Annotated in this window: 15 protein-coding genes; 3 read left to right on the top strand and 12 right to left on the bottom strand. The window is 69.3% G+C overall.

Annotated features, from left to right (window positions below; translation table 11 throughout):
- Positions 1 to 37 precede the first annotated feature (37 nt).
- On the bottom strand, positions 38 to 3,445 hold the full coding sequence (locus QE428_RS10255) for a pyruvate carboxylase (RefSeq protein WP_307468764.1): 3,408 nt from the start codon (positions 3,443 to 3,445) through the stop codon (positions 38 to 40).
- Between the two features lie 97 nt (positions 3,446 to 3,542).
- On the opposite strand from QE428_RS10255, the gene QE428_RS10250 reads away from it, so the two are divergent.
- The gene (locus QE428_RS10250; protein WP_091352683.1) at positions 3,543 to 4,358 is read left to right on the top strand and encodes a ParA family protein; all 816 of its coding nucleotides are present in this window, start codon (positions 3,543 to 3,545) and stop codon (positions 4,356 to 4,358) included.
- A gap of 48 nt (positions 4,359 to 4,406) precedes the next feature.
- On the opposite strand, the gene QE428_RS10245 is transcribed toward QE428_RS10250, so the two are convergent.
- From QE428_RS10245 to QE428_RS10235, 3 genes are all read right to left on the bottom strand, one after another.
- Positions 4,407 to 4,952: a MerR family transcriptional regulator gene (locus QE428_RS10245; RefSeq protein ID WP_091352680.1), complete on the bottom strand. Its 546-nt coding sequence runs from the start codon at positions 4,950 to 4,952 to the stop codon at positions 4,407 to 4,409.
- A 100-nt stretch (positions 4,953 to 5,052) separates the two neighbouring features.
- Positions 5,053 to 5,733, bottom strand: coding sequence for a MerR family transcriptional regulator (locus QE428_RS10240; RefSeq protein ID WP_231916557.1), 681 nt, complete (start codon positions 5,731 to 5,733; stop codon positions 5,053 to 5,055).
- Complete coding sequence (locus QE428_RS10235; protein WP_065572210.1) at positions 5,730 to 6,218, bottom strand: FHA domain-containing protein; 489 nt, start codon at positions 6,216 to 6,218, stop codon at positions 5,730 to 5,732. Before QE428_RS10235 ends, QE428_RS10240 begins: the two co-directional genes overlap by 4 nt.
- A gap of 245 nt (positions 6,219 to 6,463) precedes the next feature.
- On the opposite strand from QE428_RS10235, the gene QE428_RS10230 reads away from it, so the two are divergent.
- Both QE428_RS10230 and lpdA read left to right on the top strand, forming a co-directional pair.
- Positions 6,464 to 7,033, top strand: a complete 570-nt coding sequence (locus QE428_RS10230) for a copper resistance CopC family protein (protein ID WP_307468758.1) — start codon at positions 6,464 to 6,466, stop codon at positions 7,031 to 7,033.
- Positions 7,034 to 7,062: 29 nt separating this feature from the next.
- A complete protein-coding gene (gene lpdA, locus QE428_RS10225) occupies positions 7,063 to 8,463 on the top strand; it encodes a dihydrolipoyl dehydrogenase (RefSeq protein ID WP_307468756.1) in 1,401 nt (466 codons plus the stop codon).
- Between the two features lie 112 nt (positions 8,464 to 8,575).
- On the opposite strand, the gene QE428_RS10220 is transcribed toward lpdA, so the two are convergent.
- From QE428_RS10220 to QE428_RS10185, 8 genes are all read right to left on the bottom strand, one after another.
- On the bottom strand, positions 8,576 to 9,205 hold the full coding sequence (locus tag QE428_RS10220) for a CYTH domain-containing protein (protein WP_307468753.1): 630 nt from the start codon (positions 9,203 to 9,205) through the stop codon (positions 8,576 to 8,578).
- On the bottom strand, positions 9,195 to 9,437 hold the full coding sequence (locus QE428_RS10215) for a response regulator (RefSeq protein WP_091352663.1): 243 nt from the start codon (positions 9,435 to 9,437) through the stop codon (positions 9,195 to 9,197). Before QE428_RS10215 ends, QE428_RS10220 begins: the two co-directional genes overlap by 11 nt.
- A gap of 89 nt (positions 9,438 to 9,526) precedes the next feature.
- On the bottom strand, positions 9,527 to 12,010 hold the full coding sequence (locus QE428_RS10210) for a glycogen/starch/alpha-glucan phosphorylase (protein ID WP_307468749.1): 2,484 nt from the start codon (positions 12,008 to 12,010) through the stop codon (positions 9,527 to 9,529).
- Between the two features lie 85 nt (positions 12,011 to 12,095).
- Positions 12,096 to 13,109: a YihY/virulence factor BrkB family protein gene (locus QE428_RS10205; protein ID WP_133399422.1), complete on the bottom strand. Its 1,014-nt coding sequence runs from the start codon at positions 13,107 to 13,109 to the stop codon at positions 12,096 to 12,098.
- 74 nt (positions 13,110 to 13,183) lie between these two features.
- Entirely contained in the window at positions 13,184 to 13,705 is a 522-nt protein-coding gene (locus QE428_RS10200) for an A24 family peptidase (protein WP_307468746.1), read from the bottom strand.
- A gap of 4 nt (positions 13,706 to 13,709) precedes the next feature.
- A complete protein-coding gene (locus QE428_RS10195; protein WP_133399420.1) occupies positions 13,710 to 14,006 on the bottom strand; it encodes a DUF1905 domain-containing protein in 297 nt (98 codons plus the stop codon).
- Between the two features lie 57 nt (positions 14,007 to 14,063).
- Positions 14,064 to 15,050, bottom strand: a complete 987-nt coding sequence (locus tag QE428_RS10190) for an aldo/keto reductase (RefSeq protein WP_307468742.1) — start codon at positions 15,048 to 15,050, stop codon at positions 14,064 to 14,066.
- Between the two features lie 5 nt (positions 15,051 to 15,055).
- Positions 15,056 to 16,024, bottom strand: coding sequence for a LysR substrate-binding domain-containing protein (locus QE428_RS10185; RefSeq protein ID WP_307468739.1), 969 nt, complete (start codon positions 16,022 to 16,024; stop codon positions 15,056 to 15,058).
- Positions 16,025 to 16,033 lie beyond the last annotated feature (9 nt).

Here is a 16,033-nt window from a genome sequence, read left to right as displayed (position 1 = left end):
GGTGGATCTCGGGGCTCGAAAAGCCCGACGCACCAGGTTAGTCCGCAGGACGGACGACGAGCAAAAGGTCTCCCGCCTCCACCTGAGCCGTCGCGGCGATCACGACACGCTCGACGACGCCGTCCACGGGGGCCGCGATGGCGGCCTCCATCTTCATGGCCTCGATGGATGCCACGGGCTCCCCGGCTCGCACCTTCGCCCCCTCGTCGGTCTTGATCGTGACGACGCCCGAGAAGGGCGCCGCCACCTGACCGGGCTTCGATGTGTCGGCTTTCTCGGCCTGGCGCGCTTCGACCGCGACGGAGCGGTCGCGCACGGCTACCGGGCGAAGCTGGCCGTTGAGGGTGGCCATGACGGTCCGCATCCCCTTGTCGTCGACCTCGCCGACGGCCTCGAGGCCGACGTAGAGCTGGACTCCCCGCTCGATCTCGACGACATGCTCCTGGCCCGGACGCATCCCATAGAGGTAGTCGATCGTGTCGAGCGCGCTCAGATCGCCATAGGTCTCCCGGACCTCGTGGAACGCCTTGGTCGGTGCCGGAAACAGCAAGCGGTTGAGCTTGTCGCGGCGCGTGGCGGAGTCGGCGTCGAGGGCGGCCGTGTCGTCGAGGGAGATCTCCGTGACTCCCGTCTTGACGGAGCGGCCCGCGAGGACCTTGGAACGGAACGGCTCGGGCCATCCTCCGGGGAGGTCTCCGAGCTCGCCGGCCATGAAGCCGACGACCGAATCGGGCACGTCGTACTTCTGGGGGTTCGCCTCGAAGTCCGCGGGGTCGGCCTTCACCGCCGCGAGGTGCAGGGCGAGATCGCCGACGACCTTCGACGACGGTGTGACCTTCGGAACACGCCCGAGGATGCGGTTCGCCGCGGCGTACATGTCCTCGATGAGCTCGAAGTCCTCCGAGAGCCCGAGGGCGATGGCCTGCTGCCGGAGGTTCGAGAGCTGACCGCCCGGGATCTCGTGGTGGTACACGCGGCCCGTGGGCCCCGGCAGGCCCGATTCGAAGGGTGCATAGAGGTTGCGCACTGCCTCCCAGTACGGCTCGAGGTCCGAGACCGACTGCAGATCCAGACCGGTGTCGCGGTCCGTGTCGGCCAACGCAGCGACGAGTGCCGAGAGCGACGGCTGGCTGGTGGTGCCCGACATCGGCGCGGCGGCGGCATCGACGGCATCCGCGCCTGCGGCACTGGCAGCGAGGAGTGTCGCGAGCTGACCGCCTGCGGTGTCGTGCGTGTGCACGTGGACGGGCAGGTCGAAGCGCTCGCGCAGAGCCGTGACGAGCTTCGTCGCGGCGGCCGGACGCAGCAGACCTGCCATGTCCTTCACGGCGAGGATGTGGGCACCGGCCTCGACGACCTGTTCAGCCAGACGCAGGTAGTAGTCGAGCGTGTAGAGGTCCTCCGCGGGGTCGAGGAGGTTGCCGGTGTAGCAGACGGCCGCCTCGGCCACGGCGGTGTCGGTGGAGAGGACCGCTTCGATGGCGGGGCGCATCTGAGCGACGTCGTTGAGCGCGTCGAAGATGCGGAAGATGTCGACACCGGATGCCGCGGCCTCCGCGACGAAGGCGTCGGTGACCTTCGTGGGGTAGGGCGTGTACCCGACCGTGTTGCGTCCGCGCAGAAGCATCTGGATGGCGACGTTGGGGAGCGCCGCCCGGAGTGCGTCGAGCCGCTCCCACGGGTCCTCGCCCAAGAAGCGGAGCGCGACGTCGTACGTCGCCCCGCCCCAGGCCTCGACCGAGAGGAGCTGCGGCGTGAGCCGCGCGACGTGCGGGGCGACGCGCACGAGATCTTTCGTCCGCACCCGCGTCGCAAGGAGCGACTGGTGCGCGTCGCGGAATGTCGTCTCCGTCACCGCCAGGCCCGGCTGCGCACGGAGTGCCTCGGCGAACCCGCGAGGGCCGAGCTCGAGCAGCCGCTGTCGCGATCCCGGGTCTGGTTCGGCGTCGAGATCCACGACGGGGAGCTTCGCGCTCGGATCGGTCTGGACGGGGCTGTCCCCGTTGGGGCGGTTCACCGTGACATCGGCGAGCCAGGACACGATCTTCGAGCCGCGGTCCTTCGACTCGCGTCCGAGGACGAGCTCGGGACGCTCGTCGATGAATGCCGTGCTGAGGTCGCCGGCGACGAAGGCCGGGTCGTCCAGCACCCGCTGGAGGAAGGGGATGTTGGTCGACACCCCGCGGATGCGGAACTCCGCCAGGGCGCGGCGCGAGCGGACGACGGCGGCCTCGAAGTCGCGGCCGCGGCAGGTCAACTTCGAGAGCATCGAGTCGAAGTGCGGGCTGATCTGCGACCCCGCTGCGGTCGTTCCGCCGTCGAGACGGATGCCGGCGCCGCCCGGGGACCGGTAGGTCGTGATCTTGCCGGTGTCGGGACGGAAGCCGTGGGCGGGGTCCTCTGTGGTGATGCGGCACTGGAGTGCGGCGCCACGCAGCTGGATCTGATCCTGGCGGAGGCCGAGGGTCTCGAGCGTCTCCCCCGCGGCGATGCGCATTTGCGACTGCACGAGGTCGACGTCGGTCACTTCCTCGGTCACGGTGTGCTCGACCTGGATGCGCGGGTTCATCTCGATGAAGACGACCTCGCCGGTGCGGGGTCCCGCCGTCTCGAGCAGGAACTCGACCGTGCCGGCGTTCTCGTACCCGATCGATTCGGCGAAGGCGACGGCGTAGGCATGCAGGCGGTGACGGACCTCGTCGGCCAGGTTCGGCGCGGGAGCTATCTCGACGACCTTCTGGTGGCGGCGCTGCACCGAGCAGTCGCGCTCGAAGAGGTGCACCGTCTCCCCCGCCTTGTCGGCGAGGATCTGCACCTCGACGTGGCGCGGTCGCTGGACGGCCTGCTCGAGGAAGACGCGGGCGTCGCCGAAGGCGCTGCCGGCTTCGCGCATGGCCTCGGACAACGCAGGCGGAAGAGCGTCGGGGTGCTCGACGCGCCGCATCCCGCGTCCACCGCCCCCGGCGACCGCCTTGACGAAGATCGGGAAGCCGATCTCACCGGCCTGCGCGATGAGAGCGTCGATGTCATCGGAAGCGTCCGTCGATCGGAGCACTGGAACGCCCGCGGCGATGGCGCGCTGCTTGGCGGTGACCTTGTTGCCCGCCATCTCGAGGACGGTGGACGACGGGCCGATGAAGGCGATGCCGTGCGCGGCGGCCTTCGCCGAGAGCTCCGGATTCTCGGACAGGAATCCGTACCCGGGGTAGATCGCGTCGGCACCGCACTCGAGCGCGACGCGGATGATCTCGTCGACGTCGAGGTAGGCCCGCACGGGATGCCCGACCTCGCCGATCTGGTAGGCCTCGTCCGCCTTCAGCCTGTGCAGCGAGTAGCGGTCCTCGTAGGGGAAGACGGCCACGGTCCGAGCACCCAGCTCATACGCGGCACGGAATGCGCGGATGGCGATCTCTCCGCGATTGGCGACCAGAATCTTGCGAAACATGCTCTTCACCTCTGTCAGGTGCGGGGCCGCTGCGCTGGGGCCACCGAGGTACGGGCTGAGTACCCTCACAGCCTAGGGGACGGTAACGTTGAGCCTTGTGCACGTACTCTCCGTCAGCTCCCTCAAAGGTGGCGTCGGCAAGACGACCGTGACCCTGGGCCTCGCCTCCGCGGCGTTCGCGCGCGGGGTACGGACCCTTGTCGTCGACCTGGACCCGCAGTCCGACGTGTCGACGGGCATGGACATCCAGGTCGCCGGGCGACTCAACGTCGCCGACGTCCTCGCCAACCCCAAAGAGAAGGTCGTCCGTCAGGCGATCACCTCGAGCGGGTGGGCGAAGGTCCACCCCGGCACGATCGACGTGATGATCGGCAGCCCGTCCGCCATCAACTTCGACGGCCCGCACCCGAGCGTCCGCGATGTGTGGAAGCTCGAAGAGGCACTCGCGACCATCGAGGCCGACTACGACCTCGTCCTCATCGACTGCGCGCCGTCGCTGAACGCGCTGACGCGTACGGCATGGGCGGCATCCGACCGTGTCGTCGTCGTCACCGAACCAGGACTCTTCTCGGTGGCCGCGGCCGACCGTGCGCTGCGCGCGATCGAAGAGATCCGCCGCGGTCTGTCTCCCCGGCTCCAGCCCCTCGGCATCGTCGTGAACCGGGTGCGCCCGCAGTCGATCGAGCACCAGTTCCGGATCAAGGAACTCCGTGACATGTTCGGGCCGCTCGTCCTCACCCCTCAGCTCCCGGAGCGCACATCGCTGCAGCAGGCGCAGGGCGCGGCGAAGCCGCTCCACATCTGGCCCGGTGACTCCGCGCAGGAGCTCGCAGCCGACTTCGACTCGCTCCTGGATCGGATCGTCCGAACGGGCCGCATCCCGGTCGCCGGGACTGCTTCCTCACCCGCCTGAGCGCGCCAGTCGTACGGAAGTGGATGCCTCACGGCATCCGGATCGGCGTCAGGCCGTGCGTGCGGCGCGACGGGCGGCGAGCTCGTCGGTCTGCTCGGGCTGCTGCGCGTCGAAGTCGACCAGAGTGGTCTCGACTTCACGCAGGACCTTGCCCACGGCGATCCCGAAGACGCCCTGCCCACGGCTGACGAGGTCGATGACCTCGTCGTTCGACGTGCACAGGTAGACGGAGGCGCCGTCGCTCATGAGGGTCGTCCCCGCGAGGTCGCGGATGCCCGCGGCGCGGAGCTGGTCGACGGCGATGCGGATCTGCTGAAGCGAGATGCCGGTGTCGAGCAGACGCTTGACCAGCTTGAGGACGAGGATGTCACGGAAGCCGTAGAGCCGCTGCGACCCGGAACCGCTCGCACCGCGGACGGTGGGTTCGACGAGCTCGGTGCGCGCCCAGTAGTCGAGCTGACGGTAAGTGATGCCGGCGGCCCGTGCCGCCTGGGCACCGCGGTAACCGACTTCATCGTCCATCTCGGGGAGGCCGTCGGTGAACAGGAGCTCCGTCGAGAACTTCTGCTCGCCCAGCGCGTCGTGCGCGGTCATCGAGGCCTCCTGCAGGTGAGTGGTGGTTCCACGCTAAAGGAGGGAACGGCCTCCGGCAACGACATCCGGCTCGCGGGTGTCGGCGTGTCGCGGAGGTCGGTCACGGCGTCAGGCGTTCGAGCGCGGCGCTGACGAAGACCTGGCGGATCTCCTCCAGCCGACGCGCGAGTTCCGGGGCCGTCTCGCTCGCCTGCGCGCGCGATCCGGCGTCCGTCCGACGCAGGAGCGGAGCGATGGCGCTCTCGATGAGAGAGACCTCGCGTTCCACGCTCTGACGGATCGTGCGCACGTGGCGGGGCTGGATTCCGTGGGCGTTCAGAGCGACCAGGGAACGGAGGATGCCGAGTGCTCGCTCATCGAACGAGTCGGACGGGCCGATCAGGCCTGCGGAGACCGCCTCGTTCATCAGCGTCGCGGTGGCACCGGCTGCGGTGATGAGTTCATCCCGTCGGTAGCGCCGGGACGTCTGGACGATCGATGCCGGCGGTGCCGGGGACGCCTCGTCGCCGTGCTCCTCGAGGTATTCGCGGATGCGCGCCAGCGGGATGCCGAAGTCGCGCTGCATCGTCAGGGCGGTGCGCAGGCGCTCGACGTCGGCAGAGGAGAACTTCCGGTAGCCGGAGTCCGTCCGGACGGGAGTGACGATGCCCTGCACCTCGAGGAAGCGGAGCTTGCTGGCGGTGAGGGCGGGGAACTCCGGACTCAACCGGGCGAGGACCTGACCAATGCTCAATGACCCCGAGGACGCAGCTCGTCCCCGGGTGGCGGCGGCCGAACTCACGCGCTGATCGCCCGCTCGGCGGGTGCGATGAAGAAGTTCAGGCGGAACTTGCCGACCCGAACCTCCGCGCCGTCGGTGAGCGTGGCGCGATCCACGCGCTCGCCGTTCACGTACGTCCCGTTGAGCGAGCGCTGATCGATCAGCTCGAACGTCGCTCCGGTGCGGGTGATCTCGGCGTGACGGCGCGACACGGTGACGTCGTCGAAGAAGATGTCGGCCTCAGGATGACGCCCGACGGTCGTCACGTCGGTGTCGAGCAGATAGCGTGCCCCTGCCGTCGGGCCGGAACGCACGATGAGGAGGGCCGCTCGTGCCGGCAGGGCGTTGATCGCCTCGACCTCGGCGGCCGTCAGTTCGGCGCCGAACGGCACGAAAGAGAGGTCGGAGTCGTGCCCGAAGGTCTGCGTCGAGTCCACGAGCCGCGGGTGCGCCGACGTCTCGGCACCGCGATGGATGTCGCCGTTCGGTCGCTGAGTGTCGTCCACGATGTCCTCCTTCTTCCACAGTAACCGATCGGTCACGCTCCCGGTGGCCGCGCACCAGGGATCGGCGCACGCCGACGGTGTTTCCCGCGTCTCGTCCGGGCGACGATCGCGACCCCGCCTGCGTAGCCTCGCGCACGCAGAGCCCGGGGCACAAGGAGGAGTCCCCGACCGCCGCATAGTAGCGGCGTCTCGCCTCCCACGACAGGCCTGCGGACGGCGGCGGCTCGCGGACTAGCCTCACGCGCATGTTCTTCACCACACGCCTCACCTCGCGGCGCGCGGGTGTCGTCGCCGCGACGGTCGCCGCCCTCCTCCTGCTCGCTCCGGCACCCGCGGCATCCGCTCACGACGAACTGCTCTCGTCGGACCCGAAGGCGGACGAGATCGCGGGCACCACCCCGGACAGCATCACCCTCACGTTCAGCGACGCGCCGTCGACCGAACCCGGCGCGACGCAGTTCGCCGTCTACGACGAGGCCTGCTCGGCGATCGCGGCCGGCGAGCCGACGGTCGACGGCAACACCGTCTCGCAAGCGATCAGCGGCCCGGTCGAGGGCGCCGTCCTCGTGCAGTGGCGGGTGGTGTCCAGCGACGGCCACCCGATCTCGGACGAGTACACGTTCTCGGTCGGGGAGGACGGCAAGGTCTCGGCGGTCGAGCAGTGCGGTGAGACCCTCGCCGAGCAGGCGGAAGGGTCTTCCGAGGGCTTCAACGCCGTTCCGTACGCGGTCGGTGGCGCGATCATCTTCACGGCCGTCGGCGTCGTCATCGCGGTCGCGATCGTCCGTGGTCGACGGGGTGCCACGAAGGAGTGAGGGCACCCGCGGCGGACTAGGCTGGGGGCATGCCTCACTACGACGTCGTCATCCTCGGTGCCGGCCCCGGCGGCTATGTCGCGGCCGTCCGCTCGGCACAGCTCGGACTGTCCACCGCCATCATCGAAGAGAAGTACTGGGGCGGTGTCTGCCTCAACGTCGGCTGCATCCCCTCCAAGGCGCTTCTGAAGAACGCCGACCTCGCGCACACCTTCACGCACAAGGCCGACCTCTTCGGCATCAGCGGTGACGTGAACTTCGACTTCGGGGTCGCGTGGGATCGCAGCCGCAAGGTCGCCGACACCCACGTCAAGGGCATCCACTTCCTGATGAAGAAGAACGAGGTGACCGAGTACGAGGGCCGCGGCTCCTTCGTCGACGCGAAGACCATCGAGGTCACGAAGGCGGACGGCTCGACCGAGACAGTCTCCGCCGACAACGTCATCATCTCGACCGGCTCGACCGTGCGTCTGCTCCCGGGCGTCACCCTGAGCGAGAACGTCGTCACCTACGAGGAGCAGATCCTCACCCGTGAGCTTCCGAGCTCGATCGTCATCGTGGGCGCCGGTGCCATCGGCATGGAGTTCGCGTTCTTCATGAGCAACTACGGCGTGAAGGTCACGATCATCGAGTTCCTCGATCGCGCACTGCCCAACGAGGACGTCGAGATCTCGAAGGAGATCCAGCGTCAGTACAAGAAGTACGGCATCGACATCCTGACCTCGACCAAGGTCGAGTCCGTGGTCGACTCCGGCGACAAGGTCACCGTGTCGTACTCGGCGAACGCCGACGGCGCGAAGGGTGAGATCGAGGCTGACAAGGTCCTCATGTCGATCGGCTTCGCTCCCCGCGTCGAGGGCTTCGGTCTCGACAAGACCGGCGTGAAGCTCACCGAGCGCGGCGCGATCGAGATCGACGACTACATGCGCACCAACGTCGAGGGCGTCTACGCCATCGGCGACGTCACCGCGAAGCTGCAGCTCGCCCACGTGGCCGAGGCGCAGGGCGTCGTCGCCGCCGAGACCATCGGCAAGGCGGAGACCCAGACGCTCGGCGACTACCGCAACATGCCCCGCGCGACGTTCTGCTCGCCGCAGGTCGCCTCGTTCGGACTCACCGAGCAGCAGGCCCGCGACGCCGGATACGACGTCAAGGTCGCGAAGTTCCCGTTCTCGGCCAACGGCAAGGCCAACGGCCTGGGTGAGCCGGTCGGCTTCGTGAAGCTGATCGCGGATGCCGAGCACCTCGAGCTGCTCGGTGGCCACCTCATCGGCCCCGACGTGTCGGAACTCCTCCCCGAGCTCACGCTCGCGCAGAAGTGGGACCTCACCGCCCTCGAAGCGGCGCGCAACGTGCACACGCACCCCACGCTCTCGGAGGGCCTGCAGGAGGCATTCCACGGCCTCGCCGGCCACATGATCAACCTCTGATCGCCGCGGGAGACCTATCGGAACGCATGGGTCTTCAGTAATCTGGCGAACACGACTGACGCCGCCCCGAACGAAGCCGGGGGCGGCGTCAGTGCGTTAACGAACGCTGCGGTCAGAGCCCGAGGGCGCGTTCGAGCTTGGACCCCGACGTCGAGACCTCTCCCCCCACGGCACGGACCAGCAGGTCCGCCGCATCGAAGAGCGCGTCGCGGGCAGCGGCATCCGTCGGCGCCGCGGGCCCCAGCTCGAGCTCCCACTCGCGCCAGGTGGTGTCGACGCCCCGGCGCACATCCGTCGCGGTGACGCGGTCGTCGACGAACTCGGCGAGGAGCCCGCCGGCGGTGTCGAGCAGGGCGTAGGCCGTCCGGGAGTTCCGGATCCGCGCAAGGGGTGCGAACGGCGGATCGGCGATCTCGGCGAGGACACTCTCGATCGCCGGCGGGACGACGATGTTCTCGGGGTCGCCGTCGTCGAGGGGCCACCGGGACTCGGCCTTGCCCTCGGGCGTCACCCGCTTGATGTGCCACCCCTCGTCCGGGCCGCCGCTGCGGCGACGCAGGGCGACACGAGCCCGACCGAGCGAGCCCTCCGCCGTGTCGAGGTAGTGGGCGTCGAGTTCGCGCGGCTCGGGCGCGCCGACGACGGCGACGCCGGGAAGCCGTGCCCAATCGGGCAGAGGCGTCCCGGCGTCGACGTCATAGGTGCGCTCGATCTCGAGCGAGTGCTCCGGCTCAGTCGTCAAGGGTCGATCGGTCGTCGCGCTCGTCTGCGGACGGGTCGATGTCGTCCTGCGAGGCGACGAAGTGGAAGTCCGCGGATGTCGGGCCGTCGCCCTCCCCCGTGTTCTCGTCGGCGCCCGATCGCTCGTAGGTGATCTGCGTCTCGCTGTAGGGCAGGATCAGTCGATCCGTGTCTTCCTCGAGCGGGATGACCTGGCCGTCGAGCGGGCCGCCGTGAAGTCGTGCAATAGCCATAGTTGTACCTCCGGATCCGACTCTAATCGCGGGAGCGCACCGGCCCGGGATGCCTTGTCAGCGCGCCGAGCCGGTGATATCCACCGGGCTCAGACGATCGGCGGAGTGTGCCAGATGCGGTCGATGTAGTCGCGCATGGACCGGTCCGACGAGAAGAAGCCGCACCGCGCGACGTTCAGGATCGCGGCGCGCGTCCAAGCATCCTGGTCCGCGTAGAGGGCGTCGACGCGCTTCTGGGCCGCGATGTAATCGGTGTAGTCCGCCAACGCCATGAACGGGTCGTGATGGATCAGATTCGACACGACAGGCTCGAAGACGGATGCATCACCGCCGGAGAACGTCCCAGAGGAGATGAGATCGAGCGCGCGGGACAGATTCTCGTCCGCGCGGACGAAATCGATCGGGTGGTACCCGCGCGTCTGGAGATCGGCGACCTCGGGCTCGGCCATACCGAAGAGGAAGAAGTTGTCGTCGCCGACGAGTTCGCGGATCTCGACGTTGGCGCCGTCGTCGGTGCCGATCGTGAGCGCGCCGTTGAGAGCGAACTTCATGTTGCCTGTTCCCGACGCCTCCTTTCCGGCGAGCGAGATCTGCTCCGAAAGATCGGCGGCGGGGACGACGCGCTCGGCGAGGGTGACGTTGTAGTTGGGCGGGAACAGTACCGCGAGGCGCCCCTCGACGCGCGGGTCGTCGTTGACGACCGAGCCGACCGCGTTGATGAGATGGATGATCCGCTTGGCCATCGCATACCCGGGCGCTGCCTTGGCGCCGAACACGAACGTCCGGGGCGTCACCTGATCGGCCGTGACCCGTCCCGAGGCGATGGCGTCGTACTCCGTGATGATGTGCAGGAGCTTGAGCGTCTGACGCTTGTACTCGTGCAGCCGCTTGACCATGACGTCGAGCAGATGATCATCGGCGACCGTCAGCCCGTCGCGCTCGGCCAGAGTCCGTGCGAGGGTCCGCTTGTTCGCGGCCTTGACGGCCCGGAAGGCGGAGCGGAACTCGGCGTCGTCTGCGTACTCCTCGAGTTCGCGCAGCCGGTCGAGGTCCGTGAGCCAGCCGGCACCGATCGTGTCGGTGATGAGCCGCGAGAGCCCGGGGTTCGCGAGACGCACGAAGCGGCGCGGCGTCACTCCGTTCGTGACGTTGGTGAACTTGCCGGGGTAGAACTCGTCGAAGTCCGGCAGCACCTTCTCGCGCAGCAGCTGCGAGTGGAGCTCCGCGACGCCGTTCACCTTCGATCCGGCGACCGTGGCGAGGTACGCCATCCGGATCGCACCGTCGGGCGAAACGATCGACATCCGCCGGATCCGCTCCGCGTCGTCACCGAACCGGTCGCGGACCTCCTCGAGGAACTCGTCGTTGATGCGGTAGATGATCTCGAGGTGCCGGGGCAGCAGCCGGCCCAGCAGGTCCGCCGGCCACACCTCGAGCGCTTCGGGCAGAAGGGTGTGGCACGTGTAGGCGAAACACTGCTGCGTGATCTGCCACGCGGCATCCCATTCGAGCTTCTTCTCGTCCACGAGGACGCGCATGAGCTCGGGCACGCCGATGACGGGGTGCGTGTCGTTGAGCTGGAAGATGACGCGGTCGGGGAGGTTCGCGAGGTCGAAGTCTGCCGGCAGGATGAGGTTCACAAAGTCGCTGATGGATGCCGCGACGAAGAAGTACTGCTGCTGCAGCCGCAGCTCCTTGCCCTGCGGCGTGGAGTCCTCGGGGTAGAGCACCTTCGAGATGTTCTCGGCGTAGGTCTGCGCGCGGACGGCCTCCTGGTAGTCGCCCGCGTTGAACACGCGGAGATCGAAGCCCTGCGTGGCCTGCGCACTCCAGAGCCGGAGCGTGTTGACGCGGCCGTTGTGATAGCCGGGGACCATGTAGTTGTAGGGGACGGCGAGGACGTTCCACGCCGGCTCCCACCGGGTCCGTTCGATTCCCCCGTCGTCGTACGTCTCGGTGTAGCCGCCGAACGAGATCGTCTGCGCGGCCTCGGGATGCGGGAACTCCCAGGGCGAGCCGAGCGCGAGCCACGAGTCGGCCTGCTCGACCTGCTCCCCGTCGACGAACGTCTGCCGGAAGATGCCGTATTCGTAACGGATGCCGTAGCCCACGCTCGGGACGCCGAGGGTCGCGAGCGAGTCGATGAAGCACGCGGCGAGCCGTCCCAGGCCGCCGTTGCCGAGCCCGGGCTCGACCTCCATCGCGCGGACATCCTCGAGATCGAGGCCGCACGCCACGAGCGCTTCATCGGCGATGTCGGTGAGGCCCGTCGCGAGCAGGTTGTTGTCGAGCTGGCGACCGAGCAGGTACTCCGCCGACAGGTAGGCGACGCCCTTGGACTGGATCGTGCGCTGACGGCGGACGTCCTCGAGCCAGCGGGCCATGAGGTAGTCACGGACCGTGGCGGCCAGCGCGAAGTAGCGATCGTTCGCCGTCGACGTCGACAGGGCGACCCCACGGCCGTTGTTGAGGTTGCGGAGGAACTGCGTCACGAAACCGTCGACCGTGGGCTCGGGTGCCTGGACGGGGGCGAGGGCGATGGGGTGACTCGGTTGAAGGCGCTGGTTCTTCACGCTTCGACGGTACACACCCCGCACGGCGGCATCGAGTGGATGCGTCAGAGTTCACACAGCGGTGATGCGGTCGTGACGCCGGGCCTCACCCGGCCCGCTCGGCGGCGAGCGCTTCGCGCGCGGCGTGGAGCTCGTCGGCCGCGGCCTTCACCTGATCCTCGGCGGTCTGCACGCGGCGCTCGATGAGGGTCGTCGCTCCGTGGACCCGTCGCACGCGATCCTCGCTCTCCAGCGTCGCGGCGACGATGTAGGACGAGGCGATGAGGATCACCTGGCACGACAGGTTGATCCACAGGAGCAGGGCGATGAGCGTGGCGAACGAGGCCAGCAGCGGGTTGGACCCCGCGCCGCCCACGAACAGGCTCGACAACTGCTGCAGGACGGTGAGCCCGAACCCGCCGATGAGCGCGCCGACCCAGAGGGCGCGGGCGGGGGCGCGCACCCCCGACAGCGTGCGGAAGAGGAGGGCGACGACGACGGTGTCGAGGATGAAGGTGACGAGGATGCCGACCCCGGCGCTGATTCCCACGGTGAGGGGACTGTCGGCGGACACCCCGACGAACTCCGAGACGAGCCCCACTCCCGCCGTGCCGAGGACCGTCGCCACGGCGGCGGCGGCGAGCCCCGCGCCGATCACGATGGCGAGGACCAGGTTCCGCGCGAGGACGATGAAGAAGAGCGTGTCGTCGTGCACTTTGTCGGCGAGGGTGCGCAGGGCCGTCCGGAGCGATCCGATCGCCCCGATGGCCGCCATCACCAGACCCACGAGCGACACCGCGCCCGCGAGGGAGAACGCGACCGGCTGGCTGAGGCTCTCGGGTTTGATGATGCCGTCCTCGCCGACGAGGCCGGGGATGACGCTGTCGACGGCGTCGATGAGGCCCTGCCACGCCTGCGGGTTCCCCGCGAGCCACAGCGCCGCCACCGAGAAGCCCAGCAGGACGCCGGCGAACACGCTGAAGAGGGTGCGGTAGGTGACGCTGTCGGCGAGGAGGGGACCGCGACGCTCGCTGTACCGCAGGTACGCGCGCACGATCCGCCAGGACAGTGCCTTCGCGATCAGGCGCGGGACGAGCGGGGTCTTCGTACGGTCGGCCATCCCCTCACGCTACTGACGGAGGGATGCCGGTCGGAGACCCTTGCGCCGCGACGGGGGATCTGGCATCCGCCGGCTCAGAGCCCGACGCGGTCGGCGATCGCTCCGCCGAACACGATGCCCGTCCAGGCGCCGAGCAGCATCCACGGCCCGAAGGCGACGGCGGTGCGCCGGCCGGCCCTCCGCGTCGCGAGAAGGATCACTCCGTACAGACCGCCGAAGACGAAGCCGGCGAAGGCGCCCACGGCGAGCGCCGACCAGCCCGCCCATCCGAGTGCGATGCCGAGGACGCCCGCGAGCTTCACGTCTCCCCCGCCCATACCCCCACCCGCAGCGCGGAGCAGCAGATAGAACGCGAACAGGACCGCGCCTCCGACCGCTGCGCGCAGCAGGGACGACCACGGCGCGCCCGCCAGACACGCGATCGCCAGCAGTCCGCCGAGCACGGGGTACCCGGGTAGGACCCAGGCGTTGGGCAGACGATGCGTTCGCGCGTCGATCAGGGCCAGAGCGATCGACACGACGAGGAGCCAGGCGTAAGCGAGCGCAACGGCGACGAGCGCGACAGGGCTGGGCGCCTCGGTGAGCAGGCCGAGCATCGGCTCAGCCGTCGAACACGTCGAGGCGAGCACGGACCGCGTCGCCGTCGGAGATGCCCTCCCGCTCGCGCACCGACCGTTTCAGCGGGAGCACGTACACCCCGCGGCCGGCGTCAGGGAAGATCGACGTCCGCCACCGAGAGGAGCCGATGGTCACCTCCACGGGGATCGATCCGAACCCACGCCCCGGACGCGGCACCTCGCGGATATCGGCGCTCACCTCTTCGGGCAGCGGGATGAAGTACCAGTCGTCCCTCCGCGACTCCCAGCGGTACAGGACTCCGGTGACGTCGACGATCATGTGGTCACGGTAGCGGCGTCGCGCGCCGGGCGGCGGGCGGCATCCCCACCCCTGCGTTCACCACTGGGGGTGGATGTCGGCGCGGAGCCTGCGGTCGTAGACGTCGACGACCGCGGCCGCGAAGGTCTCGAGATCGGCGGGATCGATCGACCCGGCGGCGGCGTTGCTGCGAGCTTGCGCCGTCGTCCGGGCGCCCGGGATGACGGAAGTGACGCCGGGACGGGACGCGATCCAGGCGAGGGATGCCGCGGGGAGCGACACCCCGTCGGGGAGGGCGGCGGCGAGCTCGTCCGCCGCGACGAGCCCGGTCTCGTAGTCGACGCCCGAGAAGGTCTCCCCCCGGTCGAACGCCTCACCGTTGCGGTTGAAGGAACGGTGGTCGTTGCCCGCGAACGACGTCGAGCTGGTGTACTTCCCGCTCAGGAGGCCGGAGGCCAGCGGCACCCGGGCGAAAACGGCGACGCCGGCGGCATCCGCAACGGGCAGCACCTCGTCGAGCGGCTTGAGCCGGAAGGGGTTGATGATGATCTGCACGTTGGTCACGCCGGGACGCGAGATGGCGGACAGCGCCTGACCGCACGTTTCCACGGAGACGCCGTAGGCCGCGATCGCGCCGTCGGCGACGAGGGCGTCGAGCGCGTCGAACGTCTCGTCGGCATCGATGACGGCGGACGGCGGGCAGTGGAGCTGCACGAGGTCCAGGGTGTCGACCCCGAGGTTCGAGCGCGACCTGTCCGTCCACGCCCGGAAGTTGTCACGGGTGTAGTTCTCAGGCTCCTGCGCGAGGCGGCGGCCCATCTTGGTCGCTACGGTCACATCGTGGCCCGGGTGCGCGGCCAGGAACGTGCCGATGAGGGATTCGCTGCGTCCGTCCCCGTACACGTCGGCGGTGTCGAAGAGGGTGACGCCCGCCTCGACCGACGCGGCGAGCACGTCGAGGGCGTCTGCTTCGGAGACGTCGCCCCAGTCCGCTCCCAACTGCCAGGTGCCGAGGCCGATGGTGGAGACGGAACGGCCGGTCGCGGCGAGGGGGCGCTGATGCATGGGGCTCACCCTACTTCGGCGCCGGGCGCTTCAGGGCCGGATGCCGCCATGTCTCCGACCGCATCGGCGAGGTGCCGCAGGACCGTCGCGACGGCCGGCACCCGCGCCGCGCCGCGCGCGGACACGGCGTGGAGCTCACGTCTGTCGCGTGACGCGAGTGGTCGCGTGAGGATGCCCTCGACGAGCGGGAAGGATGCGACGGCGAGCCGCGGGAGCGTCGCGACGCCGACTCGCTGGGCGACGAGCTGCTCGACGGCCGCGACGTTGTCGGTCTCGAACCGGATGCGCGGGGTGAAGCCCGCACGAGAGCACGAGTCGAGGAGATGGCTGCGGCACCGGGGGCATCCTGCGATCCAGTCGTCCGCGGCGAGGGTCTCGATGTCGACGATCACGTCGGAGGCGCGCGGATGCCCCTCGGGCAGGATCAGCAGCAGGTCCTCCTCCCCGATCCGTCGGGCGTCGAGCCCGCGGATGCTGTCGCCGTGAGCGTCGGTCCCGTCGCCGGGGTGGCTGAACGTGAGGGCGATGTCGGCACGGTCGGCGCGGACGGCTGCGACCGCTTCTGGCGGCTCGGCTTCGACGTAGGTGAGCGAGACGCCGGGGTCGGTCTCTGAGAGGCGTCGCATGAGCCGCGGGAGGACGGTCGGCGACGCGGAGGGGAATCCGACCAAGCGGACGGTGCCGGTCCGACCGCCGCTCAGGTCGGCGAGCTCACCGGCGACGGCGCCGAGAGCCGTCGTGATCGACGCAGCGTGACGGGCGAGGATGCGACCGGCCTCGGTGAGCCTCATCCGCCTGCCGACGCGCTCGACGACCGGTATGCCCAGACGTGATTCGAGCCGGCGGATCTGCTGGCTGACCGCCGGCTGGCTGTAGCCGAGCGCGGCCGCGGCGGCGGTCACCGACCCCGCGTCGCCGATCGCCTTGACGATGCGGAGTTCAGCGACGGACAGGTCGGGCAACGAAGACGGCACACCGATATA

Origin of the sequence: Microbacterium sp. SORGH_AS_0505, from assembly GCF_030818715.1 — a bacterium.
In the GTDB taxonomy this organism is placed as follows: Bacteria; Actinomycetota; Actinomycetes; order Actinomycetales; family Microbacteriaceae; genus Microbacterium.
This window is presented reverse-complemented; position numbering and strand designations above follow the sequence as displayed.